This window comes from Providencia sp. PROV130, from assembly GCF_028482225.1.
In the GTDB taxonomy this organism is placed as follows: domain Bacteria; phylum Pseudomonadota; class Gammaproteobacteria; order Enterobacterales; family Enterobacteriaceae; genus Providencia; species Providencia rettgeri.
Map to the genome: position 1 here is coordinate 498615 of NZ_JAMPQC010000003.1, position 17632 is coordinate 516246.

Annotated in this window: 18 protein-coding genes; 8 read left to right on the forward strand and 10 right to left on the reverse strand. The window is 39.0% G+C overall.

Annotation, left to right across the window (positions count from 1 at the left end):
* Positions 1-222 precede the first annotated feature (222 nt).
* Positions 223-801, reverse strand: a complete 579-nt coding sequence (gene sodB, locus PSF28_RS03535; RefSeq protein ID WP_210838301.1) for a superoxide dismutase [Fe] — start codon at positions 799-801, stop codon at positions 223-225.
* Positions 802-1280: 479 nt separating this feature from the next.
* On the opposite strand from sodB, the gene PSF28_RS03540 reads away from it, so the two are divergent.
* Positions 1281-1628 (forward strand): Grx4 family monothiol glutaredoxin, encoded by a 348-nt coding sequence (locus PSF28_RS03540; protein ID WP_210840424.1) that lies wholly within the window; start codon positions 1281-1283, stop codon positions 1626-1628.
* Between the two features lie 99 nt (positions 1629-1727).
* On the opposite strand, the gene rnt is transcribed toward PSF28_RS03540, so the two are convergent.
* Positions 1728-2372 (reverse strand): ribonuclease T, encoded by a 645-nt coding sequence (gene rnt, locus PSF28_RS03545; RefSeq protein WP_004910441.1) that lies wholly within the window; start codon positions 2370-2372, stop codon positions 1728-1730.
* Positions 2373-2499: 127 nt separating this feature from the next.
* The gene (gloA, locus tag PSF28_RS03550) at positions 2500-2907 is read right to left on the reverse strand and encodes a lactoylglutathione lyase (protein WP_210840423.1); all 408 of its coding nucleotides are present in this window, start codon (positions 2905-2907) and stop codon (positions 2500-2502) included.
* A gap of 167 nt (positions 2908-3074) precedes the next feature.
* On the opposite strand from gloA, the gene PSF28_RS03555 reads away from it, so the two are divergent.
* Together PSF28_RS03555 and slyA are read left to right on the forward strand one after the other, a co-directional pair.
* Entirely contained in the window at positions 3075-3314 is a 240-nt protein-coding gene (locus PSF28_RS03555) for a DUF1289 domain-containing protein (RefSeq protein ID WP_272684644.1), read from the forward strand.
* Positions 3315-3848: 534 nt separating this feature from the next.
* Entirely contained in the window at positions 3849-4283 is a 435-nt protein-coding gene (slyA, locus tag PSF28_RS03560) for a transcriptional regulator SlyA (protein ID WP_210840421.1), read from the forward strand.
* Between the two features lie 454 nt (positions 4284-4737).
* Here slyA and PSF28_RS03565 read toward each other — a convergent pair whose 3' ends face one another.
* The gene (locus PSF28_RS03565) at positions 4738-5205 is read right to left on the reverse strand and encodes a glycine zipper 2TM domain-containing protein (RefSeq protein ID WP_004910448.1); all 468 of its coding nucleotides are present in this window, start codon (positions 5203-5205) and stop codon (positions 4738-4740) included.
* A gap of 534 nt (positions 5206-5739) precedes the next feature.
* Here PSF28_RS03565 and anmK point away from each other — a divergent pair.
* The 4 genes from anmK (at position 5740) to pdxY (ending at position 10068) form a co-directional block, all read left to right on the forward strand.
* Positions 5740-6861 (forward strand): anhydro-N-acetylmuramic acid kinase, encoded by a 1122-nt coding sequence (anmK, locus tag PSF28_RS03570; protein ID WP_210839664.1) that lies wholly within the window; start codon positions 5740-5742, stop codon positions 6859-6861.
* Between the two features lie 20 nt (positions 6862-6881).
* Positions 6882-7535 (forward strand): pyridoxamine 5'-phosphate oxidase, encoded by a 654-nt coding sequence (gene pdxH / locus PSF28_RS03575; RefSeq protein WP_004910451.1) that lies wholly within the window; start codon positions 6882-6884, stop codon positions 7533-7535.
* A 161-nt stretch (positions 7536-7696) separates the two neighbouring features.
* A complete protein-coding gene (gene tyrS, locus PSF28_RS03580; RefSeq protein WP_210839665.1) occupies positions 7697-8971 on the forward strand; it encodes a tyrosine--tRNA ligase in 1275 nt (424 codons plus the stop codon).
* A gap of 233 nt (positions 8972-9204) precedes the next feature.
* Positions 9205-10068: a pyridoxal kinase PdxY gene (pdxY, locus tag PSF28_RS03585; protein WP_210839667.1), complete on the forward strand. Its 864-nt coding sequence runs from the start codon at positions 9205-9207 to the stop codon at positions 10066-10068.
* A 49-nt stretch (positions 10069-10117) separates the two neighbouring features.
* Here pdxY and gstA read toward each other — a convergent pair whose 3' ends face one another.
* Positions 10118-10723: a glutathione transferase GstA gene (gene gstA, locus PSF28_RS03590; protein ID WP_272684656.1), complete on the reverse strand. Its 606-nt coding sequence runs from the start codon at positions 10721-10723 to the stop codon at positions 10118-10120.
* A gap of 306 nt (positions 10724-11029) precedes the next feature.
* Between gstA and PSF28_RS03595 the strand changes: the two genes are divergently transcribed.
* Positions 11030-11896 (forward strand): DUF817 domain-containing protein, encoded by an 867-nt coding sequence (locus tag PSF28_RS03595; protein ID WP_042851575.1) that lies wholly within the window; start codon positions 11030-11032, stop codon positions 11894-11896.
* 58 nt (positions 11897-11954) lie between these two features.
* Here PSF28_RS03595 and sapF read toward each other — a convergent pair whose 3' ends face one another.
* Genes sapF through sapA form a run of 5 tightly spaced genes read right to left on the reverse strand, consistent with a single transcriptional unit; the run spans position 11955 to position 17278 of the window.
* Positions 11955-12758 (reverse strand): putrescine export ABC transporter ATP-binding protein SapF, encoded by an 804-nt coding sequence (gene sapF / locus PSF28_RS03600; RefSeq protein WP_004910462.1) that lies wholly within the window; start codon positions 12756-12758, stop codon positions 11955-11957.
* Positions 12759-13754 carry a putrescine export ABC transporter ATP-binding protein SapD gene (gene sapD / locus PSF28_RS03605; protein WP_004910464.1) on the reverse strand — a complete coding sequence of 332 codons (996 nt, stop codon included), beginning with the start codon at positions 13752-13754 and terminating at the stop codon, positions 12759-12761.
* On the reverse strand, positions 13754-14644 hold the full coding sequence (sapC, locus tag PSF28_RS03610) for a putrescine export ABC transporter permease SapC (RefSeq protein ID WP_115167366.1): 891 nt from the start codon (positions 14642-14644) through the stop codon (positions 13754-13756). Before sapC ends, sapD begins: the two co-directional genes overlap by 1 nt.
* On the reverse strand, positions 14631-15596 hold the full coding sequence (gene sapB, locus PSF28_RS03615; RefSeq protein ID WP_210839670.1) for a putrescine export ABC transporter permease SapB: 966 nt from the start codon (positions 15594-15596) through the stop codon (positions 14631-14633). Before sapB ends, sapC begins: the two co-directional genes overlap by 14 nt.
* The gene (gene sapA / locus PSF28_RS03620; RefSeq protein WP_272684645.1) at positions 15593-17278 is read right to left on the reverse strand and encodes an ABC transporter substrate-binding protein SapA; all 1686 of its coding nucleotides are present in this window, start codon (positions 17276-17278) and stop codon (positions 15593-15595) included. Before sapA ends, sapB begins: the two co-directional genes overlap by 4 nt.
* Positions 17279-17632 lie beyond the last annotated feature (354 nt).

A 17632-nucleotide genomic window follows, 5' to 3' on the forward strand; every position in this document is an offset into this window, starting at 1 on the left:
TTATTTCATGGTTATTTATTAATTCAATTACATTAGAATGAGAGGAACTCATGGATACAGATGTTAAATATGGATTGCTTGCTGCTCTGGGCTCATTAGCATTAATTATATTTCTCGCTGCGCATATTTTCTGATTTTATTTCAGCCTTGAGTAGAGTGAATTTAAAAGGGCGAGTATATCTCGCCCTTGCTGTATCTGAACTTAGCAACATGCAGAAATTGTTATGCTAAATTTTCTTCCACAAATTTCCAGTTAACCAGTGCCCAGAAGTTTTCTAAATATTTAGGGCGAGCGTTACGGTAATCGATATAGTAAGCGTGCTCCCAAATATCAACAGTTAACACGGGCTTATCATCACCAGAAATAGGTGTTGCTGCGTTAGATGTATTTACTATAGCAAGGCTACCATCCGCTTTTTTCACCAGCCATGTCCAACCTGCACCAAAGTTTTTGGTTGCTGCATCAGTAAATTGAGCTTTAAATTCAGCGAAAGAACCGAATGATTTATTGATTGCATCAGCAACTTTACCTGTTGGTTCACCACCTGCATTTGGCGCTAAGCAATTCCAATAGAAAGTGTGGTTCCAAACTTGTGCTGCGTTGTTAAAAACTCCGGCTTCAGAAGTTTTGATAATTTCTTCTAAAGATTTTCCTTCAAAGTCAGTGCCTTTGATTAGGTTATTTAAGTTAACAACGTACGTGTTATGGTGCTTACCATAGTGATATTCTAAGGTTTCAGTAGAGATATAAGGTTCTAAAGCATCTTTTGCATACGGTAAAGCGGGTAGTTCAAATGACATTTCGTACTCCTTGATTGCTTTTATATCAAAATACTTAGGGTGTTTGCTCTTAAAATGAGCGAAATAGTCGGTTACTGCTTATCATTAGAGTTTCGCCTATTGGCGATATGATATTTAATATATTAATGATAACACGTTAAACCTTACAAAGGTAAAGGTAATAGCGTTACACAGATGTTAACAAATAAATTGGGGAATTACACATATAAATCATGTGGATATTGCGAATGGATAACCAAAATTTATAAAATATTCATTTTTAACTAGAAATAGCTGCTTGTTTGACTTAGGTAAAGAGAAGATAGAAAAGATGCCTTTTTGCTTTTTGGAATGCTATAGTAATGCCCCTATAAAACTGGCATATTGTATGAAACAATTCAGTTTCTTATTATACCAGTCAATGTATTCTGTTAAGTTGCGGTAGACTCTCAGTTACTGGCTGACTGCAAACCTGCATCTTTGTTTTAAGGAAGTTAAAAATGACAACTATTGAAAGAATTGAGCGCCAAATTAAAGAAAACCCAATTTTATTATATATGAAAGGCTCTCCTAAACTTCCGAGCTGTGGTTTTTCTGCTCAAGCAGTACAAGCTCTGTCTTCTTGTGGTGAGCGTTTTGCCTATGTTGATATCTTACAAAACCCAGATATTCGCGCTGAATTGCCAAAATACGCAAACTGGCCGACTTTTCCACAATTATGGGTGGATGGTGAGCTAGTTGGTGGCTGTGATATCATCATGGAAATGTTCCAGCGTGGTGAGCTCCAGTCTTTAATCAAAGAAACTGCGGATAAATATCGTTCTGCAGATGAAGCTAGCACAGACTAAATTAAGCCATAAATTAAAGATATAAAAACCGTATTTGATGTAAAGCAAAAATGCTTTCGTCAAATACGGTTTTTTCTGTCATGGTGATTGACTAAAAAATTATTGACTGTCTTCAATAATTGGCCACCCACCCAATTTTTTCCACTTATTAACGATTTCACAAAATAGCAAAGCCGTGCGATTAGTATCATACAGTGCACCATGAGCTTGTTTGCCATCGAATGGGATACCCGCAGAAACACAAGCTTTTGCCAGAATTGTTTGACCAAATACAAGGCCACTGAGTGCCGCAGTATCGAAGGTTGCAAATGGATGGAAAGGATTACGTTTTAAACCTGCTCGTTCGGCCGCATTCATCACAAAGCTGTGATCAAAATTAGCATTATGGGCGACAATAATTGCGCGATTACAATCTGTGTTTTTCATGCCTTTGCGAATGACTTTAAATATCGCATGAAGGGCGTCATATTCGCTAACAGCACCGCGTAGAGGGTTTGTTGGATCAATTCCTGTGAAGGCAAGAGCGGACGGTTCAAGGTTCGCCCCTTCAAAAGGTTCTACATGAAAATGTAATGTTTCATCCATGGAGAGCCAGCCGTCTTTATCCATTTTTAAGGTGATGGCAGCAATTTCTAACAGGCCGTCAGTTTTTGCATTAAACCCACCTGTTTCAACATCAATAACGACAGGATAGTATCCCCTGAAGCGGTTCACTAGGGCATTTGGATTGTTTTTTTCAGACATTAGGACTTTCGATTTTAGTTTTCTGGTTGGGTGACATTATGCCAAAACCAGTAAAAATTTGCAGGTAAACGGTGATAAAAGTTTAGATGCTAAGTTAGGCACCTAAACCTCTAAATTATATCGCGAATTAATGGCCTAAGCCTTTACTTGCGCTTTTGTTTTCGATAAGTTCAATTTTATAGCCATCTGGATCTTCCACAAATGCAATCACAGTGCTTCCACCCTTAACAGGGCCCGCTTCACGTGTGACGTTTCCACCAGCGTTACGGATATCATCGCACGTTTTTGCAACATCATCGACGCCTAAGGCGATATGACCATATGCATTGCCCATATCGTATTGGTCAACACCCCAGTTATAGGTCAACTCTATTACGGCGCCTTCACTTTCATCGCTGTAACCAACAAATGCGAGAGAGTATTTATACTCTGTGTTTTCACTCGTTCTTAATAAGCGCATGCCTAACACTTTAGTGTAAAAATCAATAGAACGCTGCATATCAGTAACACGTAACATAGTATGGAGTAAGCGCATTTTTAAACCTCTTAGAATCAGCCTGAATCGATTTACCTATTAATATAACGTGCTTAAATTAATAAATACAATGATTACAGTTTGTTTTTTGAACAAATAATGGTAATACTCATTTTTAGGAGTATATCACAGATTTAATGTGATTTTTTCTTTTGAAGGGGAAACTTATGGCCGAACAACTTGAATTTTTTGAGATCCCCAGCCCTTGCCGTGGTATTTGTCAAAGTAATGAGCAAGGTTATTGTCGAGGTTGTTACCGCACTCGTGATGAACGCTTTAATTGGCTAAAATTCTCTGATACTGAAAAACGAAATGTACTTCGTTTATGTCGCCAACGCTATTTAAGAATATTAAATAAAAAACCAGATCAAGAAAAAATCATCGATAAGCAACAACAACTCTTTTAATCCCCAGCTTCTTAAATTTCATTAGGAATAAAACAAATGTTTTAATTTTAAAGTGAATTAATTCAATTGAAATTAATGATAAGCTATTTATTTCTTGGTTTATATTTCAATGAAATTTTATTTATTAAAAATTGGTATAGGTTAAATCAAAATGACTGTAATTAACATGATTTTAAGATTAACTATATTCACTTGTTTTTTAAAGATTTATTTGTCATTGTTTTTTTTATTGTTATTCATGACTACTATAAGAGGTAAAATAGATAGATCAAAAAGGAGAGTGCGGCTATTCTTATTAATAAGATAATTGATAGGTTATCTTATTAATCCTAGATTGAGATAATGGATGAGTTTACGAAGTATTAATGGGAGTTATACCGCATAATAAACCAGCCATTATAACTAGAAATAGGTATTTAATAGCTAATGTATAAATAAAAAGTTGTAAATATAAAAGGAAATTAATATATAATTCAAAAATAATATGAAGACGGTATGTTTTTTAGACATTATAATTATATAAAGGAGGGTAAATTGGAATCACAAATTGGGACAGAATTATCACGTGTTGTTCGCATGTGGAGAGCATTAATCGACTATCGTTTGAAGCCTCTTAAACTTACACAGACACATTGGGTTACATTGCATAATATAAGTCAACTACCACCTGAACAATCTCAAATACAGTTAGCGAAAGCGATTGGTATTGAACAGCCTTCATTAGTAAGAACTCTTGATCAGTTAGAGGAAAAAAAGCTTATTTCTAGGCATATTTGCACAAATGATAGGAGAGCTAAAAGAATAAAATTAACTGAAGAATCTGAACCTTTTATTAAAACTGTAGATCAAGTTATAAATAATACGCGGCTAGAAATATTGAACAACATTAGCCAAGATGAGCTTTATCAGTTGTCACAATTACTTCTGAAGCTTGAAAAGAATATTTTAAGACTACAAAATGATTCTTGATGTAAAAATAATATGACTAGCTAATAAATGATATGCTAATTATTAAATTCGCAATTAAAATAATTGGATTATGCAATTTTTATAGGGTGATAATAGAATGAATAATTATACTCGGTTATTGTTCTTGTTGAATGATTGCTGTGAAATATAATTAAATTTGTAAATTGTATGTCTCGACGTTGCTTTTGTCTTTTTAATTTTTAGTTAGCTAATTCATTGGTGTGTATTAATTAATAACAAACAATTGATTAGAGGGGATAAGCTAAAATAAGTTTATTGGTTTGAAAGCAAGGCATTTATGTGTAAACAAGGAATTACATTATTTAAAAGCCATGCATGATAAATATAAAATATGATTATAAAACATAAAGTTATTATATTATTCAGCAATATTTTTATAAGAAATGCTCACCGGCAATAGCCGGTGAGCATACCTAATTTAGTAACCGTAAGATTATCGAGGAGATACAGTAACGGTATTTCCGCTATTCGCAATCATAACGCGTTGACCATTACGGAAAGTGTTTGGGTCTTGTTTTTGAACTACAACAATGTTTTTGCCGCTATCGAGGCGGATTTCTAATTGAACACCTTGGCTTCTATTTAATGCGCCTTGGGCTTCTTGGCCTGCTAAGCCACCAGCGATAGCACCCGCAGCAGTTGCTAATGTGTTACCTGTCCCACCACCGATAGTGTTACCTAATAACCCACCAAGTACTGCACCACCAATGGCACCAATTACGTTGCCGTCTTCACCAGCTTGAATAGTCACAGGGCGAGCATTCAGAACAGTACCATAAGTCACAGTCTGTACCTGTTTCGCATCCTTGGCTGAAATAGTATCACCAGAAAGCGTACTGGTATTGACACAGCCTGATAAAGCTGCAACTGCTACAACACCTACAAAAACTTTCTTAAGCATAAGAACTCCTATGAGATTTGCTGTCTGTGGCACTAACATAGCATCGTATATTTGTTTTCACCATAAACACAACAAGTATCAAAATAATGGTATTAAAAAGCGATGGTTAGATTACCGATATTGATTTAAATAGAGTGTAAACACTAGGTAAAATATCTCAAATTCGCGATTATTTCATTCAATAAGGCACTCTTTGTTAAATATTCATATAGGGTAGTCAGCTTATGAGCATCTTTTCGCACCAGTTGCCAAACAGAAATAAGGTGTTAAAACTTTAGCTGAGGTACAGAACCGTAATGCCGAGCTGATAAATGTATTATGTACCATTATATTGGAAATGAAAATTTCAGGTATTACAAAACGTCTTTTTTACTTGGGTTGTCTAGCAATTTTGAGTTTTAAAGCATTTATTTATTATTCCTGCGAAGCGCGCCGAGAAATTGCATCGAATTGTTGACAAAATTTGTCATCAAAGCACAATCTTTTGTAGTCGAGCGTTGTAAAGTTAATGTGCACTCTGAAGGAACAAGAATAATGATGAAATCAGGTCGTTACATAGGGGTTATGTCAGGAACTAGCCTAGATGGTGTTGATGTCGTTCTTGCTGCAATTAGTGACAAATTTGTCGCAGAGCAATCCAGTTTGAGTGTTGCATTTCCTATTGAATTAAAAAAAAGAATTTTAGATATATGCCAAGGACAAGTAACAACGTTATCAGAGGTTGGTAAAATTGATAGAGAGCTAGGCTCTTTATATGCAAATGCAATAAACCAGCTTCTTATTCAAACAGGGCTAACATCCGAAGATATCATTGCCATTGGTTGCCATGGTCAAACTGTTTGGCATGAGCCTGATGGTGAGCAGCCTTTTACTATGCAATTAGGTGATAACAACCGTATTGCGGCTTTAACGGGGATCACGACAGTAGGTGATTTTCGACGAAGAGATATGGCTTATGGGGGGCAGGGAGCACCTTTAGTTCCTGCATTTCACTTAGCTGTTTTAGGGCATTCTACAGAAAAACGAATTGTACTGAATATTGGTGGAATAGCTAATGTGACAGCTTTGTTACCTGGTGCTTATGTTAAAGGTTATGACACTGGACCTGGCAATATGTTAATGGATACCTGGAGTTGGCGTATTAAGCAAAAGGCATTTGATAAAGATGGTGAATGGGCCAGTCGTGGTCAAGTTGACCATGCATTACTAAAAGCGATGCTAAGTGACCCATACTTTAGGCGTTCATCACCGAAAAGTACGGGGCGAGAGTATTTCAACACACAATGGTTAGAACAGCATTTGGCTGACTTTCCTTCAATTTCAGTTGATGATGTGCAAGCAACACTGTGCGAATTGACAGCCGCCTCTATTGCAGAGCAAGTGTTACTATGTGGCGGTTGTGAGCGCTTGATAGTTTGCGGTGGCGGAGCAAAGAATACCTTTCTAATGCAACGGATGGCTGCCTTACTACCTGGGATTGAAGTGGCGCCAAGTGATAAATTTGGACTAAGTGGGGATGACATGGAAGCCTTGGCATTTGCATGGTTAGCTGCTCGAACCATTTCTGGGCTTTCAGGGAATCTGGCTTCTGTAACTGGTGCAAGCCAAGAAACTGTGCTTGGGGCGATATACCCTAAAAATAGCAATAAAAAATAATTGTGGTTAAGGATGCAAAAATGAACGAACTAGGTGAGATTGATCTCGCAGCAGTACGTCGAGAATACACAAAAGGTGGGTTAAGACGCCATGATTTAACACCAAACCCATTGACCCTTTTCGAACTATGGATGAAACAGGCATGTGAAGCTCGTTTGAGTGACCCAACAGCCATGTGTGTTGCTACGGTGGATGAAACCGGGCAACCCTACCAGCGTATCGTACTATTAAAACATTTTGATGATAAAGGCCTTGTATTTTATACCAATTTAGGTAGCCGAAAAGCGCAGCATTTAGAAAAAAATAATAAAATTAGCCTGCATTTTCCATGGTATCCATTAGAGCGCCAAGTCAATTTCATAGGCGTTGCCGAACGTTTAAACCCTATTGAAGTAATTAAATATTTTCATAGTCGGCCAAAAGATAGCCAAATTGCAGCATGGGCATCAGCGCAATCTTCTAAAATTTCTGCACGTGGTATTTTAGAAGGGAAATTCTTAGAACTAAAACAAAAGTTTAAGAATGGTGACGTCCCACTGCCTAGTTTTTGGGGGGGATATCGAGTGGTATTTGATAGTGTTGAATTTTGGCAAGGTGGTGCACACCGTTTGCATGACCGTTTTTTATACCAGCGAGAAGAGAGTGGCTGGAAAATTGACAGATTAGCCCCTTAGGATCATGTTTTTTAGCTGGCACTTAATTGATATGCGCTTTATGCTATAGCTTCATTTAAGAAAACTGACAAATTACACTGGTGAGTTTTTGACAAATCTCTCAAACTTACTGGTCATTTAAACCAAAATAGATAGACAAAATACAACAGATGGAGTCATTGATGTCTAGCAATAACCTGATTAAACAATTGCAAGAGCGGGGCCTCGTTGCCCAGGTAACGGATGAGGATGCGTTAGCAGAGAGACTGGCGCAGGGCCCTATCTCTCTCTATTGTGGCTTCGATCCTACCGCTGATAGCTTGCATTTGGGACATCTGGTTCCTTTGCTGTGTTTAAAACGATTCCAACTAGCCGGGCACAAGCCTGTGGCGTTGGTCGGTGGTGCAACGGGTCTTATTGGAGACCCAAGTTTTAAAGCTACTGAGCGTAAATTAAACACCACAGAAACCGTTCAAGAGTGGGTAGAGAAAATTCGTAACCAAGTTTCACCATTTTTAAGTTTTGATTGCGGTGATAACAGTGCACGCCTTGCTAACAACTATGATTGGTTTGGCAAAATGGATGTACTGACTTTCTTACGTGATATTGGTAAACATTTTTCTGTTAACCAAATGATTAACCGAGAGTCAGTTAAACAACGCTTAAATCGTGATGACGTTGGTATCTCTTTTACTGAGTTTGCTTATAACCTTTTACAAGGTTATGACTTTGCAAATATGAACAAAGAGATGGGAGTAGAACTGCAAATTGGTGGTTCTGACCAATGGGGTAATATCACTTCTGGTATCGATTTAACTCGTCGCCTACACCAAAACCAAGTATTTGGCATGACGGTACCTCTGATTACTAAAGCAGACGGCACAAAATTCGGTAAAACTGAGGGTGGTGCAGTTTGGTTAGACTCCAAGAAAACTAGCCAATATAAATTCTACCAGTTCTGGATCAACACGGCAGATGCCGATGTTTATCGCTTCTTAAAATTCTTCACATTCATGGAAATTGATGAAATTAACGCACTGGAAGAAGAAGATAAAAACAGCGGTAAAGCGCCTCGGGCTCAATATGTATTGGCAGAATTAGTCACTAAGCTGGTACATGGTGAAGAAGGGCTAGCTGCTGCAAAACGTATTACTGAAAGCTTATTCTCTGGTGCCGTATCTGATTTAACTGAAGCTGATTTTGAACAATTAGCTCAAGATGGTATTCCTTGTATTACCTTAGAAGCAGGTGCTGATTTACAGCAAGCTTTAGTAGATTCAGAGTTAACGCCTTCTCGTGGGCAAGCAAGAACGGCAATTAGTTCTAACGCGGTATCTATTAATGGCCAGAAACAAACAGAGCCAATGTATGTATTCTCTGATGCAGACCGCCTGTTTGGGCGTTATACATTGATCCGTCGGGGTAAGAAAAACGACTGTTTAATTAATTGGAAATAGCTCTGACTAACCTTTGTAATATCAGCCCGGGATCTTCCGGGCTGTACTCGTCATAATTCAAATTGTATCGGTGTTGACTGCGCTAGGCGCTCCGAATTGCATGCTGATGTATGCCCTCGGTTCATTTTCTTATGTCACCTATATATGACTTGGATTATTTGGAGTGTATTCATATTTGCAATGGGTAATCACTGATTTCTCTTCATTCGACATAACAATTTTTTGGGTTCTCAATGAAAAGCGTATTATCAATTCAATCCCATGTTGTTTTCGGCCATGCAGGAAACAGTGCTGCTGCATTTCCTATGTGCCGAATGGGCGTAGATGTGTGGCCACTCAATACCGTACAATTTTCGAATCATACACAGTACTCACAATGGACTGGAAGTGTTTTTCCAGCGCAGCACTTAACCGACATCGTTGATGGCTTAGCTAAAATCCATAAATTAGAAAGTTGTGATGCTGTATTAAGTGGCTATATCGGGTCTGCAGAGCAAGGAAATGATATTCTTGCTATCGTGCAAAGAGTAAAAGCAGTAAACCCTCAAGCCCTGTATTTTTGTGACCCAGTAATGGGACATCCTGAGAAAGGTTGCATTGTTGCTCCTGGAGTTGCTGAATTCCTTTGTGAGCGTGCGCTGGCTGCTAGTGATGTTATTGCACCAAATTTACTAGAACTAGAAACCTTAACGGGTAGAACCATTAAAAATGTTGAAGAGGCCACGCAAGCTGCACGTGAATTGTGCCACAAAGGGCCTAAAATAGTGCTTGTTAAGCATTTAAGTCGTGCGGGATATCGTGCTGATCGTTTTGAGATGATTTTGGTTACTGCGGAACACAGCTGGCATGTTAGTCGCCCATTAGTTGATTTTGGTGAAAAACAACCCGTTGGTGTTGGTGATTTGACCAGTGGTTTAATGTTGGTTAACTTATTGAAAGGTGAGCCTTTAGATAAGGGATTAGAACACGTTGCAGCTGCGGTATATGAAGTGATGATAAAAACTAAAGAAATGGGAGAATACGAATTACAACTCGTTGCTGCTCAAGACAAAATGGTTAATCCAGAACATAATTTCTGTGCAACACAATTAAATTGATTTGTATTATCAAAGATAGCGCTCTACTGAAAGAGCGCTATTTTACAGATTAGATTAGGCCTTCCGCTTTTAATGCGTCTTGAACATTAGGGCGTTTGGCGATTTTAGCACTGTAATCTTGCAGGTGGGTCAAGCTAGTCAAATCAAGCCCAACGTGTTTTGCCCAATTACTAACCGTAAATAAATAGGCATCAGCGACACTAAAAGTATCTCCAGCAAAGAAAGCTTGTTTAGCGAGCACGCTATCAACATACTCAAACTTATTAAACAATACTTTACGAACAGTATCTTTATACTCTTCTGGTGTCCCTGGAGTGAATAAAGGTGAGAAAGTTTTATGTAGCTCTGTTGAAATAAAATTCAAGGCTTCTAGTTGGTGATAACGCTTCATCGAACCAGGTAGTGCTATCAGGTTACGATCCGGTTTTTGATCCGCAATATATTGAACAATAACAGCACCTTCAGTGAGTTGTTCGCCATTATCTAGCACTAAGGTTGGTACCTGTCCTTTTGGGTTTATTGCTAAAAAGTCTTCACCTTTCTCAGTCTTTTTTTCTTTTATATTCACTCGCTCAATACTGAAATCTAAACCAGTTTCACGCAGAATGATATGGGGAGAAAGTGAGCAAGCACCGGGAGCGTAATATAATTTCATCATAAAACTCCTAAATTGTTGGATTGGCATTCATATAGCAAATAAACACATATCATTTAAGTATATCATTACTTTTTGTTAACGAATTGCCATCAGGTGCGAGTTAAAAAATAAAACTTAAAATCGGATGGAAAATATCGTTAATATTAATAGGTAGTGTAAACCCAGCGCTTAAAACTATAAAAAATAAAAATGCATAAATCTAAGATAGTTACCTTATGTAGGGGATAACTATTTTGTTAAACTCATCGCCTTGTCTTATGAAAGAAAACAAACCAAATAATAAAAAATTAGGTGAGCGAATAAATGACCAGTTTGTGTCAAAAATTGAATGTGTTAGGGAAATTAGACCAAATTTTAATGGCTCATCAGCCGAATAATAGCCATGGCATTAAACGGTTTCTATTAGAGTTTTGGTTTTTCGGTTTAATTAATGCTCGTTCTTGTTTATTCGCAGGTTTTTTCTTTCTGGCGCTATTTTTGGTACCAGCTAAAGGGCTAATTGGTATCCCTCGCTATGACTTGTTATTGATTTTTGCAGTTGCCTTTCAAGCCTTGTTAGTGTGGTCAAAACTGGAAACCTGGGATGAGTTAAAGGCTATTTGTGTTTTCCATTTAGTTGGTTTTATGATGGAGTTGTTTAAAACGTCAGCAACGATTGGATCATGGCAATATCCAGATGAAGCTTACACTAAGCTTTGGGGGGTTCCTTTATTTACTGGATTTATGTATGCCGCTGTAGGGAGCTATATCATTCAATCTTGGCGATTTTTTAAAGTAAGAATTGAACACTATCCACCCTATTGGATGGCAACATTAGTTGCATTAGCTATTTATATTAATTTTTTTAGTCATCATTATATTGATGATTATCGCTGGTATTTAGCTGCATTTATTATGGGGTTGTATGCCCGTAGTGTGGTTTTTTATACTCCGCTAGATAAAGAGCGAAAAATGCCATTATTGCTCGCATTTATGCTAATTGGCTTTTTTATTTGGTTGGCTGAGAATTTTGGGACATTTTTTGGTGTTTGGCAATATCCAAACCAGATTGGAGCTTGGTCAATGGTACATGCAGGTAAGTGGGGGGCATGGTCACTTTTGGTGATTGTCACATTTACGATAGTTGTTCACCTTAAACATATTAAGGCTAATGTCACGATATCACGTTAAATAACGAGTTTAATTCATTGTCTGTGAGGAATTTTACCCACAGACAATGGAGAAGCCATTATAAGTCTTGCCGCCAAGCATCAATCGACAGGGGCTCACCAAAGTGGCTTTCAATTAGTCGTCGGGTAACGTCATGAAGAGGGGCGGCTAAAACTTCTGCTGTATTACCACGTTCGACAACTTCACCTTTATCCATCACAAGCATTTTATCACTGACGTGTTTCATCATCCCTAAGTGCTGGGTAACATAGATAAATGCAATATCTTGTTTTGCTTGCAAATCTAGCATTAAGTTGATGATCTGTGACCGCATGGACATGTCTAACGAAGCTAGCGCTTCATCCGCAATGATAATTTCGGGTTGTAGAATAAGCGCTCTTGCCAGTGCAATACGCTGTTTTTGCCCCGATGCTAACATATGTGGGTAATATTCAGCGTGGTCAGCAAGTAACCCGACTTGGCGAAGCGTTTGAATAATGCGCCTTTCACGTTCTATGCCAGTTAAGTCAGTGTTTAATTTTAAAGGGAGTTCAAGCGTTTGACCAATACGCTGCCTTGGATTTAGGGACGTACTTGGGTCTTGGAAAATCATGCGAATACGCTGGCAACGGTAGCTATAATCGCCAAAATTAAGGGGTTGTCCGTGTATAAAAATATCGCCGCTGGTGGGTTCTACAACGCCGGATAACATTCGCGCAAGCGTTGATTTTCCTGAGCCATTGGCGCCAATAATGGCTAATGTTTGGCCTGCCTGTAAGTTAAAGCTAACAGGCTTAACAGCTTGTAATTCGTGCCGATGAAATAGACCCTCACGAAAACGGAAAGTTTTGGTGAGATTACGGACTTCAAGTAAAGTTTCCATTTAAGATTGTTCCTCGGTGTTTAGCGGATAATGGCAAGCAACGAGGTGGCCTTTAATATTGCGCAGTTGAGGCGCGTTGATGCAAGTACGTTGTGCATAAGGACAACGGGGGCCAAGGCGGCAACCAATAGGCAAATGTTCAAGAGACGGAATTGCACCGGGTAACGTATTTAACCGCCCTTTATGGGGAAGAGGGCTTTCAAAATCTGGGATTGAACGGATTAATGCTTGGGTATAAGGGTGGCGTGGCCGCTGTAGGATATCTTCTGGTGTTGCGCTCTCAACCGTTTGCCCACAATAGAGTACGTTGATGCGGTCAACAAGTTTTGACATCATTTCCATATCATGGCTAATGAGCAAAATTCCCATATTATTGTTTTGGTTTAATTTATCTAGTAGACGGAAAATTTGCGCTTGAGTGGTAGACTCCATCGCATTGGTGGGTTCGTCGGCGATTAATAACCGTGGTTGGTTAGCTATCGCAATTGCAATCATGACTTTTTGACATTCACCATCGGTGAGTTCATAAGGGTAACTGCGCATGATATCTTTATGATCTTTTATCCCCACACGGTGTAACAGTTCTATTGCACGGCGTTTACGCCAATTAAAACGTTGCCACCAGCGGCCTTTATATGTCCATCCAGGAATCGATTGGATAAGCTGTTTGCCTATATCAGCGGCTGGGTCGAGGCAAGATTGTGGCTCTTGAAATATCATGGAGATGTTATGGCCAATTAACTTGCGACGTTTACGTGGGCTGAGTTTTAGTAAGTCAATGTCTTGAAAGCGAAAACGGTCGGCTTTCACACGAATGTTGTCTTTCGTTACGCCACAGATAGCTTTTGCAATAAGGCTTTTTCCAGAACCTGATTCGCCGACTAAACCTCGGATTTCCCCTTCAGATAATGTCATTGATACGCGATCAACAGCTTTGACTGGGCCATTGGCAGTCATAAATTCGATAGTTAAATTGCGGATGTCTAGCAGTGGCATTATTCAACTCCCGCATTGATGGCACGGTGTAGCCCATCACCTAAAAGGTTAACAAAAAGCACGCTTATCATGATAGCAACACCGGGTAAGATAACCGTCCAGGGAGCAACGTAGATAAGCTCTAAAGTATCTCCTAGCATGGCACCCCATTCAGAAGATGGAAGTTGTGCACCTAAATCAAGAAAACCTAAAGCGGCAATATCTAAAATGGCAATTGAAAGTGCCCGAGTTAGTTCAGTGACGAGAATAGGGGTGATGTTTGGCAGTACGGTATACCATAAAATAAAAATGTTTGAAGCGCCATCTAGGCGTGCGGCAACGATGTATTCTTTATCTAACTCATCATGTACAGCAACATAGATGGTTCTTACCATTCGCGGAATTAATGCAAGGCAAATAGCGAGCATCGCATTTTCTAAACTAGCGCCCATAAAAGCGACGACAATAATAGCGAGTAATAAGGATGGGATTGAAAGCAGTGTATCGAGTATGTGGTTAAAAATTGCAGATTTTAACCCGCGAGTCATTCCTGCTAGGCAGCCGAGAACTAATCCAATTAGTGTTGCAATCAGTGTGACTAAAATAGCCGCACCAAATGTTGATTTAGTGCCAATTAATAGCCGGCTCAGAATATCGCGGCCAAGGTCGTCAGTCCCAAAGAAGAATGCAACATCACCATAATGTGACCAAGACGGTGGTGTTAGTTGGTAACCTAAAAATTGTTGATCTAGTGCATAAGGTGCTAAATAAGAGCCAACAAAGCATAAAATTAATAAAACTAATACACCAAAAAAACCCACCATAGAAACCACATCTGATGAGAAGATATTCCATACCACTCGTGTTGGGGATGGCATTTTTTGTTCACGATAAAAATTATCTGAGGACATACCAATCCTTATGTTTTAGTGGGTCCATCATGGCGCCTAAAATATCAGACAACACATTTACAGTAATCACTAGTGCGCCAATTAGCATCACGCCAGCGGATATTGCGGAGTAATCTTCTTGGCGGATAGCTGTAACTAACCAACGGCCAAGTCCTGGCCAGTTAAAAACGAGTTCAGTTACCATGGTCAGTGTCAGCATAGTAGAAAACTGTAGCCCAAGCTTAGGAATAATGGGGGGAATAGCATTATGAAAAATATGACGACGGATGATTTTTATTCGTGACAACCCTCGAATAGCGGCTGCTTTGATATAATTTTCACTGGCGACTTCTTCGGTGCTATTACGTACCAACCGAATAACCTCGGTTGTTGGTGCGAGCGCCAAAGTCAGAACAGGTAATACCATGTGTTCAAGTACATTAATAATCATATCTTTACGATAGGGTGAATCCGAAAGCCATGCATCTACCAAGGCAAAGCCAGTTACTGTTTTTAAATTGTATAATAGGTCAATTCGACCCGATACAGGCAGCCACCCTAAATGTAATGAGAAAAAGAGGGTTAAAACGAGTGCGAGTACAAATACAGGGACAGAAAATCCTAATAAAGCAAAAACACTGATAGCAATATCCGCTGGTTTATTACGCCAAAAAGCAGCAATAATCCCGAGTGGAATACCTGTCGTTAAAGCAAAAATAAACGCTAAAATGCATAACTCCATGGTGGCAGGGAATGTGTCTCTTAATTGTTCAGTGATGGGTTCCCCGTTGATACTTGAAACGCCAAAATCAAAATGGAGTAAGCCTTCAAAATAAAAAATATAGGCATCGATAAGTGATGCGCCACCCAGTGGTGCATTAGGCGTAAAATAGCTTAAGCTAAAGCTGACTAGTGATAGAAAGAATACCGTGACTAATAAAAGCAAAAAACGACGCAGTGAATAAATTATCATGGTTGCTGCCTCTGTTTTTTCGGAGAAACTTTTTCAGCCTGTTCCATTTCCCGATACACACCGGCAAATGAGGTATTACCAAACGCACTGATCATTAGCCCTTTTATATCATAGCGATAGGCCTGTAAACGTAAAGAGTAGGCAAGGGGTAAGACAGGTAAATCTTCCCCTAAAATTTGTTGTGCCTGATGGTAATAATCTATACGTGCGGCTAATTGCTGTGTCAATAGTGCCTTATGTAAGATTTCATCAAAAGCGGGGTTACACCAATGGCTTAAATTGGTTTGGGAACCAATTGCCGCACAACTTAGTAGCGGGCGGAAAAAACTATCTGGGTCATTACTGTCAGTTGTCCAACCTGCTAATGTCATATCATGGGTTCTATCCATTAATTGGTTTTCTTGGAAGCGGCCTTCAACAGAACGGATATTCATAACAATACCAACCTGTGCCAAGTCTGCTTGGATAAGCTCAGCCATTTTTAGTGGACTAGGGTTATATGATTGCGAAGCGATAGGCACCCATAAATCCAGTTTTAGATTTTCTAACCCCATCTCTTTGAGCATTTGTTTGGAAAGTTCGGGGTTATAGTCAGTGATCTTTGCTTGATTATCATAAGCCCATGAAGCTCTTGGTAAAATAGATGCAGCTGTTTCTGCTGTACCGTAATAAATTGATTGCATTAGACGTTCATTATTAATTGCATAAGCAATTGCTTGACGTACTTTTAGTTTATCTAATGGTGGTTTACTGGTATTAAATGCGAGGTAGGCAATATTCATCCCAGAACGCATAGAAATTCGCAAACGTGGGTCATCTCGTAATACTTTTAATTGGCTTGCTGCAGGGTAGGCTAAAACATCACATTCTCCTGTGAGTAATTTCGAAATGCGACCAGTTCCTCCGGCCCCCATATCAACAACCACTTCTTCCATACGCGGCAAACCCTTCCAGTAATTGTCATTTCTGAGAAGTCTAACGAATTGCCCAGCTTGGTAGTCATCTAAATGAAATGGCCCCGTACCCACAGGTCGCCAATCAATCAGCTCTTGGCGATTGATACTTGAAAGGTAATCAGCGTACTCGGATGAAAGGACAGGAGCATAGTGTGTTGCTAGGTGCCATAAAAAAGATGCATCAGGTGAATTCAAACGGAACTCCACCGTATGGCTATTAATTTTACGTATGCTTTGGACACTATTGGCAAATTGTAAACTATCGAAATAAGGGTAACGTCCCCCATTGATATAATGATAAGGATGGTTGACTTCAAACATGCGAGAAAAACTGAACACAACATCATCAGCATTCATATTGCGCGTTGGTGTGTACCAAGCTGTGTTTTGAAACTTTACATCTTTACGCAGGTATAAGCGGTAGGTTGCGCCGTTATCGAGGACTTCCCAGTTAGCAGCCAGTTCTGGAACCAAACGATAGGTAAATGGATCAACATCTAATAGGCGATCATAAATTTGAGCACCGAGAGGATCGACAATTAGCCCGCTACTGACTAGTTGTGGATTAAATGTCGTAACGATCCCATTTACACAGTAAATAAAACCTTTTTGGCGTATATCTGCAGGAACCTCGTTAGCCACAATATCGGTAAAGCGCTCTTGGTTATTAAGCGCTTGTGCAGACACAGAAATGATAAATAAAAACCAAAGAGTTAATAGGCGCATACCACTGACATCGTTAACTAGAATTGACCTATTGTAGCCTAAAAATGGGGGGACAGGGTATAAGCAAAATTTAGCCTAAAAAAGCATGAAAATTAAGCTAAAAAGGAAGTTATTAATATAATGCTTAACTTAAATTATTAAATTAATCATTGAAGTATGTCTTAATGAGAAAATATCTCATTAAAAAGCTTTACAAATGGCACTGATAACGATTATCATTCGTTTTGTCAATTAAGCCAAGTGCTTATGTAGACAAGGCATGACATTGCTCACATTGCTTCCAGTGTTTTATTTAATAGCCAGCTTGGGTGCTGGCTTTTTTTTTTGTATCAACAAACTCGTTTAGCTTCATTT